Consider the following 16298-nt stretch of genomic DNA (forward strand, 5'->3'; position numbering starts at 1 on the left):
GTTGCAGTGGCGCGAGAGAATCGGGCTGCAGGACGGTGATGCGCATGGCTAGAGGTCGAAGGATGCTGTGCGGAGAATGTCCGGCGTCATGGGGACCTTGCCTTTTCCTTCCTTATCGCGCTTCACGATGAGCTTGGCCGCGGCGATCTGGCTCCGGGAAAACTCCGGCTTCGGAGACTGAATTTCTCTAGCTTTGGATCGGGCTGTCATCGCTGCTCCTCAAAAGGCGTGTTGGGATTTCGAAACACGGCGGTCAAGATCGCGTCGATTACCTCGTGCTGGTCGGCAGGGATTTCCTGCTGTCTGTCGATGGAATCGAGAATAGCAATCCCCGCCTCAACTTCACGCTCGCTCGAGGTGTTGCACATGTCAGTCGCCCAGCGAAGCATCGTGTGCCACTCCTTAACGTGGTCCAGCTTTTGCGAGTTATCGAGTGGTTGCGAAACCCCGAGCCAAGCAATGCAAGCAGCTCCAAGAGGCCCGGTGATGCGAGACGCGAAGTCGAGCACCATCCAGGCTTCTTCGGCCGAACGTGTCGCATTACTGACAGCAAACCCGAGAGAAACAGCAACTGCGAGCGCTGTAAGCAACCAAGGTCTGTCAGATTTTGTAAGAGGCAACGTGTGCTCCTTCTGTGGACGGCTATAAAGAGTTAGACGCGTCCGCACCGCCCCCGGTTCCCTCCACGCACCGGCCCACTACTATGAACCCCATGCAACGCGTGCTTTCCGGAATCCAGCCCACCGCCGACTCCTACCACCTGGGTAACTACCTCGGTGCGCTGAAGCAGTGGATCGACCTGCAGGACGGCTACGACGCCTTCTACTTCATCCCGGACCTGCACGCAATCACCGTGGACCAGGACCCGGAGGAGCTGCGCCACCGCACCCTCGCCGGCTGCGCCCAGCTGATCGCGCTCGGCATCGACCCGGAGCGCTCCACCTTGTTCGTGCAGTCGCACGTGCCCGAGCACGCCGAGCTGACTTGGGTGCTGCAGTGCCTGACCGGCTTCGGCGAGGCCAGCCGCATGACGCAGTTCAAGGACAAGTCGGCGAAGCAGGGCCAGGACCGCACCTCCGTGGGGCTGTTCACTTACCCGGTGCTCATGGCCGCGGATATCCTCCTGTACTCCCCGCAGCTCGTGCCGGTGGGCGAGGACCAGCGCCAGCACCTGGAGCTGACCCGCACGTTGGCGGAGCGCTTCAACTCCCGCTACGGCACAACCTTCACTGTGCCGGAGGGCATGATCGTCGAGGGTGCGGCGAAGATCTACGACCTGCAGGATCCCACCTCGAAGATGTCCAAGTCGGGCGCGAACCCGAAGGGCATTGTCAACCTGCTCGACGAGCCGAAGACCTCCGCCAAGCGCATCCGCTCCGCTGTCACCGACAACGACGGCGTGATCGCGTTTGATAAGGAGAACAAGCCGGGCGTGTCCAACCTGCTGGTCATCCAGTCCGCGCTCACCGGCAAGCCTATCGACGAGATCGTCGCAGGCTACGAGGGGCAGGGCTACGGTGCGCTCAAGGTCGACACCGCAGAAGCGCTCGAAAGCTTTACGACGCCGCTGCGCGCCCGTTTCGACGAACTCATGTCCGACCGCGGCGAGCTCGAGGCCATCCTGGCCCGCGGCGCTGAACGCGCCCGCGAGGTTGCGGCACCGCTGCTGGCGGACGTGTACGACAAGGTCGGTTTCCTCGCGCCGAAGCGCTAGGGGCCGCGCACCCCGATCTCATCCGCGGATCCAGCTAGTAGGACCTCGTTTTTGGCCCAAAAACGGCGATTAGCTGGGTCCTGATAGCTGGAAACTCGCGCGGGGTGGGGTCGAGCGCGCGCGGAGGCTGTCTCCGGCGCTGTAGAGCGCGCGCCCAGTACGCGCAACGCACCTCGCGTCACCATCACACAGCCTCCTCTACGATGTGTTTGGTAAATGACACATATTTGAAGGGACGTCGATGGCTACCTCGACCGCGCCGCGCAAGGCGTACACCGACGAACACGGCATTGAGCGCGCCTCGAAGCAGCAGAAGGACGGCTTCGAGGACAAGGTGGAGAAGAAGTCTCCCGCCGCCGCTCACGTGCTGCGCATGAACGAGCGTTTCGGCGCTGAGGGCGGAAACCAGATGGCCGCCGGCATCACGTACTTCTCGGTGCTGGCTTTGTTTCCGCTGCTGATGCTTGTTTTTGCGGGACTCGGTTTCTTCCTCAACGCCCGTCCGGATCTGATGGACGACATCCAAAACCAGATCGCCAACTCCCTGGACGGGGACTTGGGCGACATGGTCAACGAGCTGGTGCAAACCGCCATCGACCAGCGTGGCGCAGTCGCCGGCATCGGCCTGCTCACCACCTTGTGGTCTGGCCTGGGGTGGATGAACAACCTGCGCGTCGGCGTGTCCGCGATGTGGAAGGTGGACGCGAATGAGGGCGGCAACTTCGTGACCAAGAAGCTCGCGGACCTGGTCGGCCTGATCGTGCTGATCGTGCTGTTCCTGGTCGCCGCCGCGGTGACCGCGGTGGGCTTGTCCAGCTGGACAAGCACCGCCATGGACCGGCTGGGCATCGGCGATTTCCCGGGATCCCGCGCGGTGGTGTGGGTTGTCGGCTTCCTGGTCAGCGTGCTGGCCAGCTTCCTGGTCATGCTGTGGGTGAACATGTACATGCCGCGCACGAAGGTGCCGGCGAAGTCCGGTCTGAAGGGCGCGCTGCTCGGCGCGGTCATCTTCGCCATCTTGCAGCAGTTCGCAGGTCTGGTCATTTCCTCGGCGACCGGCAACCCGGCGGGTGCGATCTTCGGCCCGATCATCACGCTGATGGTCATGCTGTACCTGATCTGGCGCGTGGTGCTTTACGTCGCGGCGTGGACCGCCACCACCGACGAATCCCTCGCCTTGGCGCCGGCGGAGGTGCCGGAGCCGGCCGTGATCAACGTCCGCGCGGGTGCGGTCCGCGGCAAGGAGGAATCCAAGCCGTCCGGCAAGGCGCTGGGCGTCGGCGCGGCGCTGGGCGCTATCGGCGTCGGCGTGGTTTCTCTCCTGTCCCGAGACTAAACGCGGTGGTCAGTGCGGCGAGCGCGAGCACGGCCGCCACAATCACATAGGACCACCAGCGGTTCCAGGTCGTCTCCTCCCCAGCCTGCTCAGGTGCAGGCTCTGGGGTGGGGGCGGCCGTTGTCGTTTCGGGGGTCTTCTCAGCGAGGGGCTCAAGCTTTGCGACGGAGCTTCGCACCCCATACGCCTCGTGCAACAGCATCTGCGCCTGCTCCCATGGGCGGTGGTCGTAGGCCGTGGTGTCCAGAATGATCGCCACGAGGCGGCGGCCCTCGTGGTTGACGGCGCCGACGAACGTGTGGTTGGCGTCGTCGGTGTAGCCGGTTTTGCCGCCGATGCCGTCCGGGTCGTTGAGGTAGAGCTGGTTGTCGTTCCACAGCTCGAAGGGCGGCAGGTCGTCGAAGCCGGGGAAGGTGGTGTGCTCGGTGTCCACGATGCGAGTGAAGGTGGGGTCGGCGAAGGCCGCGGTGTAGGCCAGGCCCATGTCCCAGGCGGAGGTGGACATGCCGGCGCCGTCCAGGCCGGAATACGACGTGGCACGGGTATCGGCCATACCGAGTTTCTTGGCCAGCGCGTTGACCTTGCCGAGAGCCAGCTCGTCGCCGCCGAGGGCCTGGGCGAGTGCGTGGGCGCAGTCGTTGCCCGAGGCCAGCAGCAGCCCGGTGAGCAGGTCTTCGACGGTGTAGTCGCCGCCCTCGCCGATGCCGGCGGCGGAGCCTTCCTGGCCGGCGGATTCCGCGGAGACCGGGACCTTCTGGTCCAGCGGCAGCTCGTCGATGACGGTCAGGGCAAGCAGCACCTTGATGATGGAGGCGGGCCGGTAGCGCCCGTGCGGGTCCTTCATCGCCACCACGTCGCCGGAATCTAAGTCGGCCACCAGCCAGGAGGAGGCGACCACGCCGTCGGGAGCGGTGTAGCCGTCGGCGGCGGTGATGCCGCACGGGCCGTCGAAAAGCACGGGCAGCGGGGAAGGGGAGGACGCGGCGCGCTCGGAGGTGGACACCGGCTCCGGCGGCCAGGTGGCCTGCGGGCAGTTGTCGGTGTCGGGGGCGCGGCCGCGGCTGGGCGGGACCCAGTTGCCGCCCTCGTCGTAGTAGCCGACGGTTGGGCCGGCCGAGGAGGTGGCTTCGGTCGGGGTTTCGGTGTCTTGGGCGTGAGCTGCCGTCGCAAAGCAAAAGCTCAGTGCTGTCGCTGCTGCAAGCGCACGCTTCATCTAGGACTCCTTTTGGTCGTAGCGGGCCGCGAGCCGCTCGATGAGCTCGTCGGTGAGGGCTTCGTCGGAGAGAATGATATCCAGCATGTCGGCGTGCATCGCCTCCGTCTCGGCCGGGTCCGGCTCCTCGGCGGCGTCCTCCTCGTAGGAATCGCCGGTCAAGTCCACGCCGATGCTGTCGAAGATGCCCTCGTCTTCCGCAACCTCCAGCTCCGGGGGCACACCCACCGCCTCCGCCAGAACCTCCGCGTCGATGGCGGGGAACTGGGTGGTGAACTCGGTGAGGAAATCGTCCGCGTCGCTGAAAGCCTCTGCCGGGCGCTTGCCCTTGCGGATCTCCGCCTCAATGCGGCGCTGCAACGCCTTTTCCATCTGCCGGTGGCGCCAGGAACGCACCCGCGTCGGCTCCAGTCCGCGGGCCACGGCACGCGACTTGTCCTCCGCCTTCTTGGCCAGGTGCGCCACCTGCGTGGCCGTCATGTTCACGGTGGTGTTCACCGGCGCGAAATCGGAATCGGTGGAAATGCGCCAGTTGCCCCAGTAGCCGGCGAGGAACAACGCGAAGCTCACCACGGGGCCGACGATCATGCCCAGCGCCAGGTAGCCGGTGGCGTTGCCCAGCAGCGTGATTACCGCGCACGCCACAGCCGGGATCACAGTGGGTTGGTTGCCGCCGAACACAGCTGGCTCGCGCCCGGTGACCACGTCGCGGATCATGCCGCCGCCGGTGGCGGTGAACACGCCCATCATGATGGTGGGCAGGACAGGCAGACCGTACTGGATGGCCTTGGATGCGCCGGTAGAAGCCCACAGGGCGGACACCAGCGCATCACCGTGTGACTGCAAAAACTCCCAGGCTTTGCCCTTGAAATAGGTGAACCGGGCGATCAGCGCGCCGGTAAACGCCAGGATCAGGTACTCCGGCTGGCTCATCGCGGCGACGGTGCCCTGGTTGATCAGCACGTCGCGCAACATGCCGCCGCCGAGGGCGGAGAGCATCGCGATGAAGAAGAAGCCCACGATGTCGTAGCCGAGCTGGCGGGCGAGCGTGCCGCCGATGATGCCCATCAGCAGTACGCCGGAGATATCCATCCAGTGATAGATGGAGCTGATGAGGGGGTCGACCTGGTCCACTGCCATAGCTGAAAATTGTAAAGGTGGCACGTTTCGCCGGCATGTCGGGGCAGGGCAGCTCGGCGTACAGCAAACGTACAGTTTTCGCCCTGGAACTCAGCGCGATCTTCTGTGTGACACGTCAGCGAGATACGTGGGTACCTACATAGTCGGGGCGCATACTTCGAGTCATGTTCAATTCACTGACTCTCGCCGCTATCGATCTTGCGGCCATGGCGTGCTTGTGTGCGGCGTCTACTACCCCCGCTACCGCCGTGGCGACTTGGTCGTCGCCTTCCTCGGCGTCAACGTCGGCGTCCTTGGTGTGGCCACTGTGCTCGCCGCCACCGACGTCGGCGCGGGCATCGGCATGGGGCTCTTCGGCGTCCTTTCCATCATCCGTTTGCGCTCCACTGAAATCTCGCAGCGCGAGGTCGCGTACTTCTTCGCGGCGCTGGCACTCGGCCTAGTGTGCGGTGTCGCCTCCACACCGGCGCTCGCAGGCGCTGTCGCGGTCTTGATTGTGGCGACGCTGGCGATCGCAGACGGCGCGATGAAGGCGACAGATTCGCAACAGGTCGTGGTGGACCGGGCGATCGCGGACATCGACGAACTCACCGAGCGCGTCGAAGCGCTTACAGGAGCCAGCGTTGCGCACCTGGAAGTGCTCAAGCTCGACACCGTCAACGACACCACGCTCGTCGATGCGCAGTTTCGCCCCAGCAAAATTTCCAACCTTCCGGTGGGGGTCTAAATGGAAACCATCACCCTCGACGAACTCACCAGGGAAGACGCGATGATGACCCGCGTCGACCGGAAGTACCTGCTGCGCACCCGCGACATGGAGCAATTCTGGGAGGAGCTGCCCGGCGGCACGCGCGTCCTCGAGATCGGCGGATCCGTGCAGCACGGCTACGAGACCACCTACTACGACACCGACAGCCTCGACTGTTACCTCGACGCCGCCCGCAAGCGCCGCCGCCGGTTCAAGGTCCGCACCCGCACGTACTGCGCCACCGGGGCCAGTTTCCTGGAGTTGAAAACCAAAGGCCCGCGCGGTGTCACGGTCAAAAAGCGCACACCTATCGACGCCTCCGGAAACCACTGGGACTGGTTCAACACGCACGCCAGCGGCACTGGGTGCCGGGCCGAGGATCTCGAGGCGGTGCTGGAGAACACCTACACCCGCACAACGCTCTCGCCGCCAGACACTGGCCGCGCCACCATCGACACGGACCTGGTGTGGCGCAACCAGCACGGTGAGATTGCCGGCCTCGACCTGGTCATCGTGGAGACGAAATCGGGCGCGACCCCGTCTCTCATCGACCGGCTGCTGTGGCACCACGGGCACAGACCGAGACGGCTTTCCAAATTCGGGTGCGGCATGGCCGCGCTCAACCCCGATCTTCCCGCAAACAACTGGCACCGAACGCTTGCCGACCACTTTGAAAGGACCACCACTCATGCGTAAACCCACCCTTGCAATCGCCGCCGCAGCCGCGCTGTCGTTGTCACTGGCGTCGTGCTCCACGGAGGCGCAGATCGAGCCGACGGCGGGTGTGACGTCGATTAGCAACGGCTTCGACACCACCAACCCGCCGACCGCAGACGAGCAACTCGCCGCCCTGTACGAACCCGATGTCGTCACAGCGTCGAGCGACGACGCCGCGGATTGGGACGGCGAGACGATCACCGCCGGTGGCACCTACTGCATTACTGGAGACGTTGCAGATATACACGTCGAAGCCCCAGACGAGACGGTCGTTCTCGTGCTCGACAACGCGAAGGTCGCGGGCCGCATCAACATCGATGCGGGTGCGGCCGCGCTTGTGCTCGAAGGCGATTCCACCATTGCGGCGGCAGGACTGGCCACCGACGAAGGCGCGGTCCATGCCACCGGTGATCTGACCGTCACCGGAACCGGGGCCCTTGTAGTCGAGTCCGACGGCGACGGCATCGTGGCCAAAGACGACCTTGTGATCGCGGGCGGTTCGTTGACGGTCAACGTCGGCGACGACGCCATGCGCGGCACCGACTCCGTCACCGTGCGCGACGGTGCGTTGCTCAACCTGACCGCGGCCGGCGACGGCATTACCGCCACGAAAGATGACGACGAGGCCAAGGGCTGGATCCACATCGACGGCGGTGAGGTGACGATTGACGCGGGCGACGACGCGATCAGCGCCTACAACGACGTCATCCTCACCGGCGGCGACCTCGATGTGACCGCAACGGACAAAGGCATCAACGCTGGCCGCTACATCCTGACTTCGGCCGGGCAGGTGCGTGTTGACGCCGCCGACGACGCCGTCCACTCCGACGGTGCGCTCCGGCTTACGGGCGGCGACGTCGAAGTCACCGCGCAGGACGATGGTGTGCATGCCGAGGTCGCAGCGGTACTTGACGGGGCGAAGCTCACAGTGCTGAATTCCGAGGAAGCGCTCGAAGCCGGACTCATCACCATTTCCGACGGCGAGATCGACCTCACCGCCACCGACGACGGCATCAACGCCTCCGGGTCCACAACCGTCGAGGACGGCCTCGCCGCCAAGGAGTCAGCGGACTCGAGCACGGAATCCCCCGCAGAAGGAGATGTCGGGCCCACCGGCATGGAGCGAGGCGAGATGCCGGAGCCGCCGAGCGGAATGCAAAGCATGCCGGAGCCGCCGAGCGGCGGCGGGAAGGCGGGCGGTGGCCCCATGGGCGAGAACACCGGCGAGCAGCTGACGATCACTGGGGGAACGGTGGTGGTCGATGCAGGCGGCGACGGGCTGGATTCCAACGGCGACGCCACCATCTCCGGCGGTGCGGTGACAATCTTCGGCCCGACCAACAACGGCAACGGCGCACTCGACACCAACGGAGGGTTGAGCGTCACTGGCGGCGAGCTGTGGGCGGTCGGTTCTTCCGGGATGGCCGAGACGCCGAACAGCGCGGACGGTCAGGCGTGGGTGCAAGCGGGTGTCGACGTGCAAGCTGGCGATGACGTGACCGTGACTGATACGGACGGCAACACGATCGCGACGCTGACCGTTGAGAAGGACGCGCAAAACGTCGTCTACTCGTCGCCGTCGATCGATGCAGATGGGACGTACACGGTCAACGGCACTGAGACACAAGCCAACACTGCCACCCAGGGCAGCGCGGGTGGGCCTGGCGGCATGGGACGTGAGCAGGGCGGAGCCGGTTTCGACGGGATGCCCAACGGCGCGCCGGGCGCCCCGCCCGCACGGGGCAACCGGCAGGCGGCGGTGCTGCCCCAAGATCGGCGCGAAACCGCCTAGCGCGGAGGCTGAAGGCCGGGTGGAGGCGGGGGCGGTCCCCAAGTCCTTCCCGGCGGCGGAGGTGGGGGCCACTGCAGCGGAGCGGGAGGAAACTCCGACGGGGACATCTCCGCTTCAACCCCCGCGATGAGTTTGCGCAGTATCGTGTCGAGCTCGGTACGTTCGGTATCGCTAAGCGTCGAGAACGGGTCGAACTCGTCGTCTGTGCTCCGCTCCAGCTCGCGAGCAGCAACCTGGCCGTCTTCGGTAAGCGACACGATGCTCGTGCGGCGGTCTGCCGGGTTCGGTTCCCGGGAAACGAGCCCTTTCGCCTCCATCTTGGTCAGCAGTTCCGCGAGCGACTGCGACCGGATTCCGAGCACGTACGCGAGTTCTTTTTGCGCGACGGGGTTGTTTAGCGCAAGCAGCTTCAACACGCGTCCTTGGCCGGAAAACGTGTCGCGCCCCTGCTGCTGGTCGCCCGTGACGCGCATCAGGTGCATGAAGTGCCGCAGGTGCGAGCGCAGTTCGTCAGACGTTGCCATAACGCGGCCGCGGGCGCTTAGAACTTGGAGAAGCGCTTGATCAGCTGGTTTTCCATCTCGGTCCACGCCTCCGCCTTGTCGGTGAACGGCGCGGACGGCACGTAGCCTGCTGCGCGGGTGGAGCCGAGCATGTACGCCAGGTAGTCCTGCATGCGCGGGTTGGCCAGCAGCAGGGAGTTCAGCGAGTCGTCCTGCGCCCAGTCCGCGGCGTCCGCGAGCAGCTCGTAGGCCTTGGACATCTGTGCCGTGTCCACCGCGTCGGTGCCCTTGTTGATGTCGGCGGCGATGCCGTTGAAGGAGTACGAGTTGTCCGGGTGGACCTCCACCTTCAGCTCGCCCGCGTTGGCGGTGTCGATGAGGTCCTGCCAGGTGGACACACCCGCCAGGTCGTGGTCGTCGTGCTCGAGGATCCAGCGGCCCAGGTGCTTGGTGGAGGGGAAGGTGATGATCTCGCCGTACTTACCCAAAAACACCGGGGCGCCGCGCAGGTAGGTGCGCAGCGTGTACACGCTCTGACCCTGGATGGAGATTTTCACCGGGTCGATGCCGGCGCGGCCCCAGGCGGAGGAGTCGTACGGGTCTTCCGCGGCGGCGCGCGCTTCTTCGTCCGCGCGTGCTTGCTCAGCGGCCGCGGCGCGGGCTTCGGTGGCGGCGGCGATGGCGGTGCCTGCGGCTGCGACGCGTTCGGCGTCGAGCTCTTGCGTATCGACGACACGGACAGACTCGTCCAACGACTTGACCACGTTTTCCCAGTTCGCCAGCACTACGCGGCCGACGCCGGACCACTCGGAGAGGCCGTTTTCACCCGCGTAGTGGTCGGAGCCGCGGTTGACGTTGCCCAGGATGGAGTGGGAGGCGAAGAAAATCTGTGCCTGCTCGGCAGAGGCCACGTCCGCCAGGGAGCGGGAGATCTGGAACACCCGCGACAGGCGCGAGACATTTTCGTGGCTCGGGCGGCCAGCCAGGAACTCGGGGGCGCCGATGATGTCGAAGTGCTGCTTGTCGTTCGGCACCACGCGGTCGTCGCCCTGTGCCTGGAACTGCTGCCATTTGGGGTGGTCAGCCAGGTCGTGGGCGTTGGTTGTTTCCAGGTAGGCCAGGAGTTCCTCGGGCGAGTGGAAGGCCAGCACGGCTTGGTCGTCGCCGAGGAAGGCCTGCCACTCGGTGCCCTTTTCCTTCCAGGTGGGTGCCCACAGGGTGTAGAAGTCGCCCTCGGTTAAGGAGAGTTTGACGGGGAGAATCGCGCGCGTAGTCATGCGGGAAACTTTAGCCGGTCGGCCTCCAGAATCCGCGGAAGGTCATGCCCACATTCTCTGTGCGCACCGGGTTCATCTGCACGGGGTTGCCCGCCTCGATCATCATCCCGTCTCCCGCGTACATGGCGGCGTGGCCGGACCACAGCACCAGATCCCCGGGCTGCAGTTCCTGGTAGGAGACTTGCCTGCCCACGGTCTGGTCCGCGGCGACGCGTGGGATTTCCAAACCCGCCTGACTGTACGCCCAGGAGGTCAGGCCGGAGCAGTCGAAGCCGCCGGGTGCGGCACCGCCCCACACGTACGGTGTGCCGAGCTGGCTTTTCGCGGCGTCGACGGCGGCGGCGCCGACAGCGGATCCTGTCTCTTGCGACGGAACAGGCTCCGGCGGCGGGGCAGACGCTTGCTTGTGCTCCGGCGGCGGAGGCGGGGCGACAGTGGAGGCTGGTTTCACCACCGGTGGCGTCGGCTCTGGGGCTTCCTTCGCGGAGGGCGCAACCAGGGAAGCCAGACGCTGCAGTTCTCCGTGGGCCTTCTCTGCGGCCGGGCCCGCGCCGGGGATGACGCGGTTCATCGCGGCGGACGTGGCAGAAGTGAGCGTGTCCGCAACCGCTCGCAAATCCTTCTCCAGTGTTTTGAGCACCCGGGTGGCGTCCTTGATGGCGTCGCCGATGAGCCCGACCACGTACGCGGCGGCGCCGAGCAGGCCCGCAGGCGAAGCGGCGATTGCCGGCGCCGCCACAGCGTTACGGATGAGCTCGCCGGCGATAGTGCCCAGCTCGAAGGCCGCAGTGCCGATGAGCATGCCGCCGCGCATCACACCGTCGCTGATGGTTGCGCGGTAGTCCGCCAGGTCCGCCGCGGCGCCCACACGTGATGCCCCGGACGTATTGGCCACTGCTGCCAGCGGGTCGAAGTCCTTGAAGTCCGGCATGACGAAACCCGGCAGGGTGGGCAGGTCAAAGGGGAGGAGCTTCACCAGCAGGTTGGCGGTCGCGTGCACATCCAGGCTGACATTGAGCAAGTCGCTGCCCGCCACATCTGATGAGCCGGCGATGCGGTCCAACAGGTCAATTGCGTTGCCGAAGTCGGTTGTCACGGAGCTCATAGCGTGGCCCCCAACTTTTGGCAGGTGCAGGTGTCCACGGCCGCGGCGGCATCCACGGCGAGGTCCATCACTTCTGCGATGCGGTGGGCCTCGGCGCGCAGCGCCTCCGCATCTGTGTTCGCTTTGGCGATGGATTCGTTCACCGCGGCGCTGAATTCGCCGAGGGGCCAGGTGCGGGGAAAGGGGACGTCGTGAAGCAATTGCAATTTGGCTGCGTCGTCGCGCAGCGAATCGGTCATGGCGGATACGGCAGCGGAATCAATGTGGAAAACAGTCATGGCCATTGGACGCGGAAAACCCCGCCCCGGTTCCCTCGACGCGAAAAAAATTTTCGCGGCCCGCAGAGTGAACTAGCATGGCCGGCATGGATATCACGGTTGTCAACCACCCACTCGCCGCGTCCCGCCTGACCATCATGCGCGACAAGCGCTCCAACAACGCAGCCTTCCGCGCGGCGCTGGCGGACTTGGGCGCGATGCTCATCTACGAAGCGGCGCGCGACCTTGAGGTGGAGGAATTCGACACCGAAACCCCCGTCGCCACCGCCCGCGGCGCGCGCCTTGCCACCCCGCCGATCATCGTGCCGATCATCCGCGCGGGCCTGGGCATGGTGGACCCGTCGCTGTCCATGATCCCGGACGCGCAAGTGGGCTTTATCGGCCTTGCCCGCGACGAAGAGACGCACGAGCCGGTGCCGTACCTGGAAGCCCTGCCGCAGGATTTGTCCGGCCAGCCCGTGTTCCTTGTGGATCCGATGTTGGCCACCGGCGGTTCGCTGATTCACGCCATCGACCTGTTGGTGGAGCGCGGCGCCGACGACATCACCTGTATTTGCATGGTTTCCGCCCAGCCGGGCGTGGATAAGCTCGAGGCGCACGGTGGCCTGGTGCGCCTGGTCACCGCCACCATCGACCCGGCGCTGAACGAGGACGCCTACATCGTCCCCGGCCTGGGAGATGCCGGCGATCGCCTGTACGGCCCGCGCAACATCGAGCTTTAAGCTTGTCGACGCAGCTGCGGTAGCGCACCCGCCAATCCCGCGCTACATTGCGTGGCAGAACTAGTTGACCGTTCAAGGGGAGCGCCGACACACGGGGGAAAGACTATGGGGGAAGTACTGCCGCAATCGCACTGGGCGAGCTACGCACTGGGATTGGGGGAGCGCGTGCGCGCCATCCGGCTTATGCGGGGCCTGAGCCAAACACGCCTGGCGGAGCTGGCGGGCGTGTCGCGCTCGCTGATCTCGAATCTGGAGCGCAACGACTACAACTCCAAGGTGGCAGACCCCACCTTAAGCACCTGCTACCGGCTGGCCTCAGCACTGCAGGTGCCGCCGGCGGCGCTTCTGCCCGGCGCCGCTGAGAACGTCGAGGGCTATTTTCTGGTGTCTGGGGCTTCTGGGGCCTCTGGGGCGGAGGCCCCGGCACCGATCAGGTTCCAGTGGCCGCGCAGCGCGCAAGACACCGCCCGGTTCCACGACACGTACCTGCGCCGCGGCGCGCCGCAGGGCACGCCCGCGTTCTAGTTGCCGGCGCTCTAACGGTCTGCGTCGAGAACGAGGCCGTCTGCGTTGATGTCGACCTCGATGTCGCGCCACTCGATCTCCCAGTAGCCGTCGTCGTCCCACTCGACCTCGGCCTCGCCGTTGTGGGCGGCGGCCAAGGCGGCCTCAACGTCAGCGTCGTTCACGCCCTCGTCGGCCATTTCCGCACGGGCTTCCTGGGTGTAATCGGTCACCGCCGTGGGCAGCTCGCCAGCGGCAGCGGGTGTTGCAGGGGCCGGGGTCGCGGCGCCGGCGTCATCGGCGTCGTCAACATCGTCGTCATCCGCGCCGGTGGTCACCGTGACGGTCTCCGGCTCGACGCTTGCCTCAGCGCTTGCTTCAGCGTTCGTCTCGGGGGCAACCTGCTCGGCGGATTCGCCGCACGCCGTGAGGCTGGCGAGCGCCAGGGTCGCGGTGGTCAGTGCAACAGTTGTCCTAGAAGTCATGTGAGTCACCGTAACAACACCTTCCGCACCGCTTTGTCTACTTTGGGGGAAGTGCGCGTACACTCTTGACAACACAACCTGATAGCCGAAGCTGACAAAGGGGAGCGCACGTGGAGAACGCCGGAATCGCCGCTGCGGTGGACCGCTGGTTCACCGACAATCAAGAGCGCGTGATTGGCTGGCGCCGCCACATCCACTCCCACCCGGAGCTATCCAACGAAGAGGTCGCCACCACCGACTTTCTCGTGGAGACGCTGGAAAGCTTCGGGCTGCACCCGGTGCGATTCCCGGGCACTGGCCTGTACGTGGACCTCGGCCCCGCAGAAGGTAAGCGCCTGGCGTTTCGCGCGGACATCGACGCGCTTCGCGTGCCGGAGCAGACGGGCTTAAGCTTCGCATCCTCCAACCCGGGCGTGTCCCACTCCTGCGGCCACGACATCCACACCACAATCGCCTTGGGATTGGCCTGCGCGCTGTCCACGGTGGAACTGGAGCACCCGGTCCGTATCATCTTCCAACCAGCCGAGGAAGTCATGGGCGGCGGCGCACTGGACGTGATCAAGTGGGGCGCCCTCGAAGGCGTCGGGGCCATATACGCCGTGCACACCGAGCCGCACATCAAGGTCGGCGAGATCGGCGTGCGCACCGGGGCGATCACTTCGGCTTCCGACGTCATCCGCATCGAAGTCCACGGCCCCGGCGGGCACACCTCGCGCCCGCAGCTGACCGCGGACGTGGTCTACGCCATGGGCGCGCTGATCACCCAGCTGCCAGGCTTGCTGTCGCGCAGGGTGGACCCGCGCACCGGCACTGTGCTGGTATTCGGCCACGCGGAGGCGGGCGACGCCGCCAACGCGATTCCGAAACGCGGCCTGTTGGAGGGCACGCTGCGCACCTCGGATATCACTACCTGGCGCCAGAACGAGGACCTGCTCACAGACCTCATCGACCTCATCGTTGCGCCCACGGGCTGCACCTACCACCTGGACTACATCCGCGGGGTGCCGCCGGTGCTGAACGACGACGCCGCCACCGCGTTGGCAGTCGAGGCCGCCCGCGCGGTGGACCCGCAGTCGGTGGTGGCGGCCCCGCAGTCCAGCGGCGGCGAGGATTTCTCCTGGTATCTCGAGCACGTGCCGGGCGCGATGATGCGCCTCGGCGCCTGGAGCGGGCAGGGCGAATACCAGGACCTGCACCAGGGGAATCTGAACGTGGACGAGCGAGCCATCGGGGTTGGCGTGCGGCTGTTCGGCTCCATTGTGGAGGAGTACTTCCGCCCGGGCGAAGAATAAAACTTCTCTGGGTAGACTGTCACCCAGTTTTGGTTCCCGTCACCCAACCCATGAGGAGTGCTGTTTTGTCCAAGAAGATTGTCATCATCGGTGGAGGCCCGGGCGGCTACGAGGCTGCGCTGATGGCGTCCAAGTACGGTGCGGACATCACCATCGTCGAGGACAGCGGCGCTGGCGGCTCAGCGATCCGGAAGGACGTCGTGCCGTCGAAAAGCTTCATTGCGGGCGCGAACATCAAAAACGACCTGCGCCGCGCGGACGACATGGGCTTGAGCCACGCGCTGGGCGATTCGAAGCTGTCGCTGTTGGCGCTCAATGAGCGCGTGAAGGCGCTCGCCGGCAAGCAGTCGGACGACATCCGCGCCCAGCTCGAGCAGGGCGGCGTGCGCTTCATCGAGGGCCGCGCGCGCTTCGCGGACGAGCAGAAGGGCCACACCACCCACAACATCGAGGTTCAGGCTGCAGACGGGTCGACGGAGACGCTGACCTGCAACATGGTGCTCGTGTGCGTCGGCGCGAGCCCGCGCGTGCTCAAGGGCGCGGAGCCGGACGGCGAGCGCATCCTGAACTGGCGCCAGATGTACGACCTGAAGGATCTGCCCACCCACCTGATCGTGGTCGGCTCCGGCGTCACCGGCGCGGAGTTCGTCTCCGCGTTCGCCGAGCTCGGTGTGAAGGTGACCATGGTCGCCTCGCGCGACCGCATCCTGCCTCACGACGACGCCGACGCCGCCGACGTGCTCGAGGACGTGCTGGCGGACCGCGGCGTGCAGCTGGAAAAGGACGCCCGCGTGGAGCGCGTGGAAAACACCGGCGAAGGCGTGGTTGTGCACACCACCGACGGCCGCGCCATCGAAGGCTCGCACGTGATGATGTCCATCGGCTCCATCCCGAACACCGCCGACCTCAACCTGGAGGCCGCCGGTGTGGAGGTCACCCCGTCCGGCCACATCCACGTCGACCGCGTCTCCCGCACCAACGTCGCCGGCATCTACGCCGCCGGCGACTGCACGGACCTGATGCCGCTGGCGTCCGTGGCCGCGCAGCAGGGGCGCATCGCCGTGGACCACGCGCTCGGCGAGGGCGTCACCCCGATCCGCCTGAAGACCGTGGGCAACGCCGTGTTCACCCGCCCGGAGATCGCCGCAGTGGGCGTGACTGAGCAGCAGATCCGCAACGGCGAGGTCGACGCCGACATCTACAAGCTGCCGCTGGCGACCAACCCGCGCGCGAAGATGCGCTCGCTGCAGTACGGCTTTGTCAAGATCTTCGCCCGCAAGGGCTCCGGCCAGGTGCTCGGCGGCGTGATCGTCGCGCCGACCGCCTCCGAGCTGATCCTTTCGCTGACCATCGCCGTGGCCAACAACCTCACCGTGCGCCAGCTCGCCGGCTCCATGGCGGTCTACCCGTCGCTGTCCGGCTCCATCACCGAGGCTGCACGCCGCCTGGTCACCAACACCGACCTGGACTAG

18 protein-coding genes are annotated in these 16298 nt (G+C 66.0%); 9 read left to right on the forward strand and 9 right to left on the reverse strand.

Annotation, left to right across the window (positions count from 1 at the left end; genetic code table 11):
• Positions 1-48 precede the first annotated feature (48 nt).
• On the reverse strand, positions 49-210 hold the full coding sequence (locus tag HMPREF3151_RS11915) for an RNA helicase (RefSeq protein WP_141741409.1): 162 nt from the start codon (positions 208-210) through the stop codon (positions 49-51).
• Entirely contained in the window at positions 207-620 is a 414-nt protein-coding gene (locus HMPREF3151_RS11095; RefSeq protein ID WP_141741410.1) for a hypothetical protein, read from the reverse strand. Before HMPREF3151_RS11095 ends, HMPREF3151_RS11915 begins: the two co-directional genes overlap by 4 nt.
• A gap of 83 nt (positions 621-703) precedes the next feature.
• Here HMPREF3151_RS11095 and trpS point away from each other — a divergent pair, with 83 nt between their 5' ends.
• Both trpS and HMPREF3151_RS11105 read left to right on the forward strand, forming a co-directional pair.
• Positions 704-1714: a tryptophan--tRNA ligase gene (trpS, locus tag HMPREF3151_RS11100; RefSeq protein WP_070476018.1), complete on the forward strand. Its 1011-nt coding sequence runs from the start codon at positions 704-706 to the stop codon at positions 1712-1714.
• Between the two features lie 241 nt (positions 1715-1955).
• Complete coding sequence (locus tag HMPREF3151_RS11105) at positions 1956-3050, forward strand: YhjD/YihY/BrkB family envelope integrity protein (protein ID WP_070476021.1); 1095 nt, start codon at positions 1956-1958, stop codon at positions 3048-3050.
• Here HMPREF3151_RS11105 and HMPREF3151_RS11110 read toward each other — a convergent pair.
• Positions 3010-4263 (reverse strand): D-alanyl-D-alanine carboxypeptidase family protein, encoded by a 1254-nt coding sequence (locus HMPREF3151_RS11110; protein WP_083290328.1) that lies wholly within the window; start codon positions 4261-4263, stop codon positions 3010-3012. The genes HMPREF3151_RS11105 and HMPREF3151_RS11110 overlap by 41 nt on opposite strands.
• The gene (locus HMPREF3151_RS11115) at positions 4264-5403 is read right to left on the reverse strand and encodes a trimeric intracellular cation channel family protein (RefSeq protein WP_210383737.1); all 1140 of its coding nucleotides are present in this window, start codon (positions 5401-5403) and stop codon (positions 4264-4266) included.
• A gap of 217 nt (positions 5404-5620) precedes the next feature.
• Here HMPREF3151_RS11115 and HMPREF3151_RS11120 point away from each other — a divergent pair, with 217 nt between their 5' ends.
• The 3 genes from HMPREF3151_RS11120 to HMPREF3151_RS11130 are packed head-to-tail and all read left to right on the forward strand — an operon-like array spanning position 5621 to position 8660.
• On the forward strand, positions 5621-6130 hold the full coding sequence (locus tag HMPREF3151_RS11120) for a DUF4956 domain-containing protein (protein WP_246815273.1): 510 nt from the start codon (positions 5621-5623) through the stop codon (positions 6128-6130).
• Positions 6131-6847, forward strand: coding sequence for a polyphosphate polymerase domain-containing protein (locus HMPREF3151_RS12140; protein WP_070476024.1), 717 nt, complete (start codon positions 6131-6133; stop codon positions 6845-6847).
• Positions 6840-8660 carry a carbohydrate-binding domain-containing protein gene (locus HMPREF3151_RS11130; protein ID WP_210383738.1) on the forward strand — a complete coding sequence of 607 codons (1821 nt, stop codon included), beginning with the start codon at positions 6840-6842 and terminating at the stop codon, positions 8658-8660. Before HMPREF3151_RS12140 ends, HMPREF3151_RS11130 begins: the two co-directional genes overlap by 8 nt.
• Here HMPREF3151_RS11130 and HMPREF3151_RS11135 read toward each other — a convergent pair.
• From HMPREF3151_RS11135 to HMPREF3151_RS11150, 4 genes are read right to left on the reverse strand one after another with little or no spacing between them, the layout of a single operon-like run.
• The gene (locus tag HMPREF3151_RS11135; protein WP_070476027.1) at positions 8657-9184 is read right to left on the reverse strand and encodes a MarR family winged helix-turn-helix transcriptional regulator; all 528 of its coding nucleotides are present in this window, start codon (positions 9182-9184) and stop codon (positions 8657-8659) included. The genes HMPREF3151_RS11130 and HMPREF3151_RS11135 overlap by 4 nt on opposite strands.
• Positions 9185-9201: 17 nt before the next feature.
• Positions 9202-10440 (reverse strand): hypothetical protein, encoded by a 1239-nt coding sequence (locus HMPREF3151_RS11140; protein ID WP_070476030.1) that lies wholly within the window; start codon positions 10438-10440, stop codon positions 9202-9204.
• 10 nt (positions 10441-10450) lie between these two features.
• Positions 10451-11545 (reverse strand): C40 family peptidase, encoded by a 1095-nt coding sequence (locus HMPREF3151_RS11690; protein WP_246815274.1) that lies wholly within the window; start codon positions 11543-11545, stop codon positions 10451-10453.
• Complete coding sequence (locus tag HMPREF3151_RS11150) at positions 11542-11823, reverse strand: hypothetical protein (protein ID WP_141741411.1); 282 nt, start codon at positions 11821-11823, stop codon at positions 11542-11544. The genes HMPREF3151_RS11690 and HMPREF3151_RS11150 overlap by 4 nt, the downstream gene beginning before the upstream one ends.
• 86 nt (positions 11824-11909) lie before the next feature.
• On the opposite strand from HMPREF3151_RS11150, the gene upp reads away from it, so the two are divergent.
• Both upp and HMPREF3151_RS11160 read left to right on the forward strand, forming a co-directional pair.
• The gene (gene upp / locus HMPREF3151_RS11155; protein WP_070476205.1) at positions 11910-12545 is read left to right on the forward strand and encodes a uracil phosphoribosyltransferase; all 636 of its coding nucleotides are present in this window, start codon (positions 11910-11912) and stop codon (positions 12543-12545) included.
• A 105-nt stretch (positions 12546-12650) separates the two neighbouring features.
• Positions 12651-13070 carry a helix-turn-helix transcriptional regulator gene (locus HMPREF3151_RS11160; protein WP_070476036.1) on the forward strand — a complete coding sequence of 140 codons (420 nt, stop codon included), beginning with the start codon at positions 12651-12653 and terminating at the stop codon, positions 13068-13070.
• Between the two features lie 11 nt (positions 13071-13081).
• On the opposite strand, the gene HMPREF3151_RS11165 is transcribed toward HMPREF3151_RS11160, so the two are convergent.
• A complete protein-coding gene (locus HMPREF3151_RS11165) occupies positions 13082-13534 on the reverse strand; it encodes a hypothetical protein (RefSeq protein ID WP_070476039.1) in 453 nt (150 codons plus the stop codon).
• 110 nt (positions 13535-13644) lie between these two features.
• Here HMPREF3151_RS11165 and HMPREF3151_RS11170 point away from each other — a divergent pair, with 110 nt between their 5' ends.
• Positions 13645-14826 carry an amidohydrolase gene (locus HMPREF3151_RS11170; protein ID WP_070476042.1) on the forward strand — a complete coding sequence of 394 codons (1182 nt, stop codon included), beginning with the start codon at positions 13645-13647 and terminating at the stop codon, positions 14824-14826.
• Between the two features lie 65 nt (positions 14827-14891).
• Positions 14892-16298, forward strand: coding sequence for an NAD(P)H-quinone dehydrogenase (locus HMPREF3151_RS11175; protein WP_070476044.1), 1407 nt, complete (start codon positions 14892-14894; stop codon positions 16296-16298).

The organism is Corynebacterium sp. HMSC05H05, assembly GCF_001807265.1.
Taxonomy (GTDB): domain Bacteria; phylum Actinomycetota; class Actinomycetes; order Mycobacteriales; family Mycobacteriaceae; genus Corynebacterium.

Coding starts and splice junctions, on each gene's coding strand:
- HMPREF3151_RS11115 (WP_210383737.1), bottom strand. CDS start 5,403: ATGGCAGTGGACCAGGTCGACCCCCTCATCAGCTCCATCTATCACTGG.
- HMPREF3151_RS11915 (WP_141741409.1), bottom strand. CDS start 210: ATGACAGCCCGATCCAAAGCTAGAGAAATTCAGTCTCCGAAGCCGGAG.
- upp (WP_070476205.1), top strand. CDS start 11,910: ATGGATATCACGGTTGTCAACCACCCACTCGCCGCGTCCCGCCTGACC.
- HMPREF3151_RS11160 (WP_070476036.1), top strand. CDS start 12,651: ATGGGGGAAGTACTGCCGCAATCGCACTGGGCGAGCTACGCACTGGGA.
- HMPREF3151_RS11135 (WP_070476027.1), bottom strand. CDS start 9,184: ATGGCAACGTCTGACGAACTGCGCTCGCACCTGCGGCACTTCATGCAC.
- HMPREF3151_RS11110 (WP_083290328.1), bottom strand. CDS start 4,263: ATGAAGCGTGCGCTTGCAGCAGCGACAGCACTGAGCTTTTGCTTTGCG.
- HMPREF3151_RS11690 (WP_246815274.1), bottom strand. CDS start 11,545: ATGAGCTCCGTGACAACCGACTTCGGCAACGCAATTGACCTGTTGGAC.
- HMPREF3151_RS12140 (WP_070476024.1), top strand. CDS start 6,131: ATGGAAACCATCACCCTCGACGAACTCACCAGGGAAGACGCGATGATG.
- HMPREF3151_RS11140 (WP_070476030.1), bottom strand. CDS start 10,440: ATGACTACGCGCGCGATTCTCCCCGTCAAACTCTCCTTAACCGAGGGC.
- HMPREF3151_RS11165 (WP_070476039.1), bottom strand. CDS start 13,534: ATGACTTCTAGGACAACTGTTGCACTGACCACCGCGACCCTGGCGCTC.
- HMPREF3151_RS11130 (WP_210383738.1), top strand. CDS start 6,840: ATGCGTAAACCCACCCTTGCAATCGCCGCCGCAGCCGCGCTGTCGTTG.
- trpS (WP_070476018.1), top strand. CDS start 704: ATGAACCCCATGCAACGCGTGCTTTCCGGAATCCAGCCCACCGCCGAC.
- HMPREF3151_RS11150 (WP_141741411.1), bottom strand. CDS start 11,823: ATGACTGTTTTCCACATTGATTCCGCTGCCGTATCCGCCATGACCGAT.
- HMPREF3151_RS11105 (WP_070476021.1), top strand. CDS start 1,956: ATGGCTACCTCGACCGCGCCGCGCAAGGCGTACACCGACGAACACGGC.